Here is a 7,081-nt window from a genome sequence, read left to right as displayed (position 1 = left end):
CTATGAAAGCCTTTCAGAATTTGGGTTTTTGGTTTCGTCACCATCTGTATACCCTTATTCTAAAGGCTTTTCCAGCTTTTTTAGATGGTTATTACTACTTTTTTTCGCTCAATTGGGGTGAGAATTATCAATTTGCCTGTGTATTTGGCATTGCCACCGCCGGCATACTGTTTTTTTACCTTTTGGCTACCGGAGGGGTGAATAATACCGCTCACCTGTGGTACTACACGTTTCCCCTATTTTCATCATTCCTGCTTGGTTCCAAAAAAGGGGCGGCGGCAACGATGCTCCTTTTACTTTTAGCCATTATATTCTTTGCCGCCGATGTCGATTTACCCTATTTAACCCATTATTCCAAAGATTTTATCATCCGATTTATTCCTTCCTTTATTGTGGTTTTTATCTTCTCTTTCGCGTTTGAATATTTCAGAGAAACGGCAGAAGAAAAATTAACTTCCAAGAACGATGAGTTGAATACAACCATCAAAGAGCTGAAAGAGACCGATATCAGGCTGCGTAAAGCTCAGGAAGAGCTGGAAAAAAGGGTACAGGAACGTACGGCGGAATTATCCAAAGCCAATATTGATCTTAAACATGAAATAAAAGAGCGTGAACATGCAGAGCGTGAACGGCGCAGACTGGAAACACAACTGGCCCATGCCAAAAAGATGGAGGCCATCGGCACCCTTGCCGGTGGGGTGGCCCACGACCTTAACAATGTTTTGAACGCTACGGTGAGTTATCCGGATTTAATATTGATGGAGCTGCCCGAAGAAAGTCCCCTGAGAACACCCATTTTATCGATTCAAGAATCGGGAATAAGAGCAGCTGCTATTGTTCAGGACCTGTTGACACTGGCCAGAAGGGGGATTGTCGCTACGGAAGTGACCAACCTGAATCAAATTATCAATCGATATCTTGAATCCCCGGAATTTGCAAAATTAATAGAATTTCATCCCCATGCTAAAATTGAACGCAATCTTGAAACAGACCTGCTGAATATAATGGGTTCGCCGGTTCACCTGTCGAAAACGGTCATGAACCTGGTTAGTAATGCTGCAGAGGCCATGGCGGATGGCGGAAGCATCATCATATCAACGGAAAGCAGGTATATTGATCAACCCATCAAAGGTTATGACAATATCAAAGAAGGCGATTATGTGGTCTTAATCGTATCAGATAGCGGCGCAGGAATTTCGGCAGGGGATTTAGAGCGAATATTCGAGCCCTTTTTTACCAAAAAGGTAATGGGAAGAAGCGGGACCGGATTAGGCATGGCGGTGGTGTGGGGGACGGTGAAAGACCATAGAGGATATATTGATGTTCAAAGCACGATAGGAAAAGGCACGACCTTTACCCTTTATTTTCCGGTAACCAGGAAAGAAAAAGAAGCCAAGGAAAGAACCGTATCAGTGGAAGAATATAGGGGAAAGGGTGAGTCCGTTTTGATAGTGGATGATATTAAAGAACAGCGGGACATTGCATCCCGGTTGCTAACAAAATTGGGTTATTCAGTCGCATCCGCATCAGGTGGTGAAGAAGCCTTTGAGTACATGAAGGATCATTCAGCCGATCTATTGGTTTTGGATATGATCATGGACCCTGGCATTGATGGTCTGGAAACGTATAAAAAAATTCTCCAGTTGCATCCACATCAAAAAGCGATCATTGCCAGCGGGTTTTCTGCATCAGAAAGGGTCAAACAGGTTCAGAAACTGGGTGCCGGCGCCTATATTAAAAAACCATACACTATAGAAAAAATAGGAATCGCTATAAAAAACGAGTTGGAAAATAAACAGAGTTGAATCAAGGGTCCTATTTACGCGCCGATATTTTTTCCGGAAACAATCTTTTTATATCCTCTTCATTTGCCTGGCAGATTCCCCTTTCGGTTATAAAACCGGTTACAAGCCTTGCCGGCGTGACGTCAAATGCGTAATTTGCCACTGGGCTTTCAGGGGGAGGAACCAGCACTCTTGATAGGGTGTTGTTATCTAAGCCCTGTATGTATCTTATTTCATCCGGATCACGTTTTTCTATGGGAATCTCCTTGATTCCGTTTCTCAATGACCAGTCAAAAGTGCTGGACGGAAGAGCGACATAAAAAGGAATATGATTGTCACGGGCTGCAAGCGCTTTTAAGTAGGTACCGATTTTATTTGCAACATCACCGGTATAGGTGGTTCGGTCCGTACCGACGATCACCATATCCACCAGGCCGTGTTGCATGAGATGGCCGCCGGCGTTGTCGGTAATGACCGTATGTTTTACCCCATGTTTTTCAAGTTCCCAGGCAGTCAGCCTTGCTCCCTGGTTAAGGGGCCTGGTTTCGTCCACCCATACATGCACATCTATTCCTGTGTCAAATGCCGCATAAATGGGGGCGGTGGCCGTGCCGTATTCAACGCAGGCAAGCCAGCCTGCATTGCAATGGGTCAGTACGTTGACCGTATTTCCGTTTTTTGAGCGACTGATTTGCTCAATCAGTTTCAAGCCGTGGTTGCCTATGTCTCTGCAGTTTTCGGCCTCTTCATCGGCAATCCTTTCAGCCTCTTTTTTTGCCGCGGCAATTGCTTCTATGGCACTGTCTAGTTCCAGAATTTTAGCCAGAACTCTGTCCGTCGCCCAGATAAGATTGACTGCCGTGGGTCTGGCAGATTTAATTTTATTGCACTCTTTTAAGAGATAATCTTTACTCATAGTTGTGCTTGGAGAATTTAAGGTTGCCAGATATACACCGTATCCTGCAGTGGCGCCGATTAACGGTGCCCCTCTGACATACATGTCTTTGATTGCCCGTATGACATCATCTACTGTTGTTAACTCTTCAACAACAAACTCGTGGGGAAGACGTCTCTGGTCAATAATTTTTACAATTTTTGAGTTTTCGTCCAGCCATATGGGGCGCATTTGCCTACCGTTTACTTTCATGGTTTAAACCTTTCGGGAAACAATATCATGCACATTTAAATAAAACTATAGGACGTGACCACTCCAAGGTAAAGCTATATTTGAATATTTTCCTGCCCAGAATAAATGGGTATCAAATAGCTGAGCTGAGGGGTCGGGGAGCCTTTCTATTTCTACTCAGTTCGTCCGGGGAAGCGCCCCATTCGGCCGTACAAGCCTTAACAAATGAGTAAAGCGCTCTGTACGCCCCCTATCTTTTGCGTTAAACCAAGGCAGGCAGCGACAATCATTGCCACCGTGGGAATCTGTTTATGGGGGCTGGCTCAAATCGAATCTCAGCGAGATAGCTGCCGTATGTCTGTTTCTCGATATTATTGTTAAGGCTTGTACGGCCGAATGGGGCGCTTCCCCGGACGAACCTCTATCAATCATTAAAGCGCAAAGGATTGACAAAAAAGGCCATTGATAAGAAACTCCCCGATCCCTTAAATAGCTGGAGAATGGGACCCTGTTCGCGTTTAGCCTGAATTGGACTTTCCGTTCAGGCTATATATAGGAAAACAATTAAGAATTACAACAAAATTATGGAACAGTTCAAGTTTCCTTCTCCTATTTTACAGAAAGCGATGCACTGACAGCGCGTAAGGTATCAAACGGATGGGAATAGAGACTGTGAAGTTTTAAAATGGCAAAGATCATCTTAACTGGAGAACCACTGCCAATCAGAATTCCAGGGTGCTTTTTATGGCATCCGCGGCGGCTTCGACACTTAATGTCTCTGTGTTCAGCACCAGATCATAGTTGATGGGATCGGTGATATCCGTATTAAAATACTTTCTAATAAAGGCCCTGCGTTCAGATTCAGTCCGAATAATGCGCTGCCTTGCGTCTTCAGCGGAAACATTGAAATTGCGGGATACATTTTCCACTCTTACTTCCAGTGGGGCCACAATCCTCACCCTTGTCCTTCCCTGGGGAGGAAGCACGAAATTAGCCCCCCGGCCGACAATGATTGCATTTCCATGCTTTCCAATGGTTCCGATCACTTTCATAAGATGTCGGAGATACTGGTCCGGCCAAAGGTGACGGGTATTGACCAGAGAGGTGATCCAGTCTTCTAACACTGAAATCCCTTTTTCATCGAGGGTATGTAGAACCTGGGTGTTTACCTGGGCACTTTCGGCCATTTCATTGATGATTTCCTGGTGCAATACATCAAAACCGAGCTTTTTACCCAGTTGTGTTGCGATTATACGGCCACCGCTCCCAGGCTCCCGGGAAACCGTAATCACAGGCAAAATTTTGGCCTCCTTTTTTTCTTTTATTTTCATTAGTTGCCATTTTTTAACCTGCTCTTCAATCATTTTGGGGATTGAGCGCTTTGGGGTCTTCATATTACCTCCTTATTTCGTATCTATTTGGTTTATAGTAATTCTCAAAAATATGTTCCGTTTTAAATGAGGAAACTGTCTGAGTGAATTAGAAATTGTTAAGAAAGAACTTAAGTACAATATTGTTTATTTATTGAAGTAGTTGTCATACCGAAACTAATTATTATAAAGACAGTGAGTTCTTTCTTTACAATTTCTTATAAACGAGTTTTTCATCGTTTAAAACGGAATATATTTTTGAGAAACAGTATAAATGCCGAATATCGAAATTCAAGGTCATCCACATATGTTACGCCTTGATTTATTAATGAATATTACTGCCGAATGAAGATGGTTTGGTGTCAAAGGGGATGGTCAATTGATAAACCCCGTTTTCCAGAGTCGCTTTTACCGGTAATTTTCCTTTTTTGAAAACCTTCATCATTCCTATATTGGAAAACAGTACATCGGCAGTAAAGCCTATGATGCCCCTTTCTTTAGCCAAATGGACCAGCATTTTATAAAGATAGGTTCCTATACCCAAACCCTGGTATTCTTCATCAACCACAAAGACGACTTCTGCATAAGATCCGTTCGGTTCTTTAATGAATCTTGCTTCTGCAATGACACGGGTGTGACCGGCGTCATCTGCCAGGCCCACAATGGACATAGTGTGATTCCAGTCTACATTTACATACTCCTGGGTCTTGGTATGCGGCATTGCTGCAATGTGACCGAAATATCGATAATACACTGCCATGTCGGAAAAACGGTAAAAAAGACGGCGCATTTCTTCTTCGTCTGAAGGCTTAATGCCTCTGAAACTGACCTCTATGCCGCCCTTAAATGTATGTTTTTGGGTGATCTCTTTGGGATATAGATGGGCACTTTCCGCCAGGTAAATCTGATCATGATAGATGATTTTCTCCGCTTTGGCTTGATCTATGAGTGCCGGTCGGTCATCCGGGTGGGCAATATCTATCAGGGCTTGGGCTCGCTGCCGAATCGTATATCCTTTTAGAGAGGCTACACCATGCTCAGAAACCACCATATCTATCGATTCCCGCAGACTGAACTGATTTGGAAACTCTTTGATAGAGACCCGTATGTTGGATTTACCGTTTCGATTTCGGCTGGGAATGGCAAAAACGGTGCGACCCCCTGCGGAAATTTCAGCTCCGTGGAAAAAATCCAGTACTTCCGCCGGGCCGGTGGCGACATTGCCTTTACCTATCTGAAGTGCAATCCGACCGGACAAATCCACTTTACGGGCCGGAAGTACAGCAATGAACCGGGGATTACGACCAATCTGGCTGGGATGGAACACTTTATCGATTCCCTGAAATTCAACCAAAGGATTCTGGTCCAGCCAGGACATAAGCTTGGGGGTCCCCAAGGCATAGGAAGCCAGAGACTTGCCCCGGTAAGTCTCTTTATAACGATTGGTCACAGCGCCGCTTGTCACAAGATCCATGAGGGAATCAGTAAAGAAAGGGGAATGAATGCCAAGATGTCGTTTGTGGATCAGATGACGCCCCAGAGCTTCGAAAAGGGGGCCGATGGAAAAGGCAATACAGGTTCCATCTTCAATCAACGAGCTGACATTAATCGCAATTTTATCAAAGATGTCACTTACCAGCCAGCGGTCGAAATAAATGGGCTCCTGGGTAGAATGTACCAGCAGGTCAAAATCGGAAATGTGGACAAACGTATCGCCGTAAGTGCGTGGAATCTGTGTGTTGATTTCTCCCACCACCAATGAAGCGCGTTCCATAGCCTGCCGGGCCACATCTATCGCTACGCCAAGGCTGCAATTACCATTTCCATCAGGTGGCGTAACCTGAATAAATGCCGCATTAATGGAGATGTGTCCGGATTCAATCAGTTTCGGTATCCATGCAAAACGGCTTGGAACCAGGTCTACCTGTCCTTCAGTAATGGCCTCGTCGGCTACCCAACCGGAAAAGAAAGTTTTGAGGCGGTACTGGTGACGCCGGAGTTTTTTCAGGGATATGGCATCGCCGAAACTGACCAGCTGGATGAGTTCCAGATCCTGTAAATTGCCGGAATCGGAACTCATCAGCTTTTTTACCAGCGTCCGCGGTTCAGCTGCACCGGTCCCAACAAAAATGCTCATACCGGGCCGGATTTTCTCTATGACCCTTTCTGAAGAAACAATTCGATCTTCCCATTTTGTATAGACTGAATCTCTCATTTATTCATTTCCGCATTAATATTCATTTAGATAAAAACAAATGTATACAGAAACACGGATCTCAATATGTGTGTGATTTGCCGACTTCAACTTTAAAAAAATCTTGGCGTTATACTAATTATAAGGTTTGAGTCTATTTGAGAGGAGAAGCAAAAGGATTTCAGATGGTTTATATTTACTGTCTGCTCAGTAAGAGAGAAGGAGAGTAGCTGGCACACCGGATTTGGCTAATTTTAATCGTGTTATAAAATAAATCTTATTTGGTTGAATGTCAAGTCTGGATGAATGATAACTTATTTTATTTGCAGGCTATATTTGCATAGTGGTTTTATTCGTTAACTCAATTTTCGCATCCTTTAGTTTATCTTAAGCCATCGCCGGTAAGGGGCAAAAATAAATTTTAAAATTGACATATACTACCGGTGACTTTTAGGACGGCGCCAATCCATAAATATAACCTTGACGCTTAATTACAGAGCTAAACCCCCAGCTAAGCTGGGGAGAATGGCAAAAGCTATGCTGAGTATTTAAAAAATGCTCCTTTTGGATTAAAGGTAACAGCGCTGATTCTGTGACCAAAATCCAA

The 7,081-nt window shown here is 43.9% G+C and carries 5 protein-coding genes; 2 read left to right on the top strand and 3 right to left on the bottom strand.

What is annotated here, in order from left to right:
• A partial coding sequence (locus SWH54_08245) for a response regulator (protein MDY6791242.1) occupies positions 1–1,805 on the top strand: 1,805 nt, incomplete at its 5' end.
• Positions 1,806–1,815: 10 nt separating this feature from the next.
• Here the strand turns inward: SWH54_08245 and mtnA are convergent.
• Positions 1,816–2,931 (bottom strand): S-methyl-5-thioribose-1-phosphate isomerase, encoded by a 1,116-nt coding sequence (mtnA, locus tag SWH54_08240; protein MDY6791241.1) that lies wholly within the window; start codon positions 2,929–2,931, stop codon positions 1,816–1,818.
• Positions 2,932–3,199: 268 nt separating this feature from the next.
• On the opposite strand from mtnA, the gene SWH54_08235 reads away from it, so the two are divergent.
• The gene (locus SWH54_08235; protein MDY6791240.1) at positions 3,200–3,376 is read left to right on the top strand and encodes a hypothetical protein; all 177 of its coding nucleotides are present in this window, start codon (positions 3,200–3,202) and stop codon (positions 3,374–3,376) included.
• 256 nt (positions 3,377–3,632) lie between these two features.
• On the opposite strand, the gene SWH54_08230 is transcribed toward SWH54_08235, so the two are convergent.
• Complete coding sequence (locus tag SWH54_08230; protein ID MDY6791239.1) at positions 3,633–4,304, bottom strand: cytidylate kinase-like family protein; 672 nt, start codon at positions 4,302–4,304, stop codon at positions 3,633–3,635.
• Positions 4,305–4,605: 301 nt separating this feature from the next.
• On the bottom strand, positions 4,606–6,495 hold the full coding sequence (locus SWH54_08225; protein ID MDY6791238.1) for a GNAT family N-acetyltransferase: 1,890 nt from the start codon (positions 6,493–6,495) through the stop codon (positions 4,606–4,608).
• Positions 6,496–7,081 lie beyond the last annotated feature (586 nt).

Source organism: Thermodesulfobacteriota bacterium, assembly GCA_034189135.1.
Classification (GTDB): Bacteria; Desulfobacterota; Desulfobacteria; order Desulfobacterales; family JAUWMJ01; genus JAUWMJ01.
The sequence above is the reverse complement of the archived record's forward strand: the minus strand, read 5'-3'. Positions and strand labels throughout refer to the sequence as shown.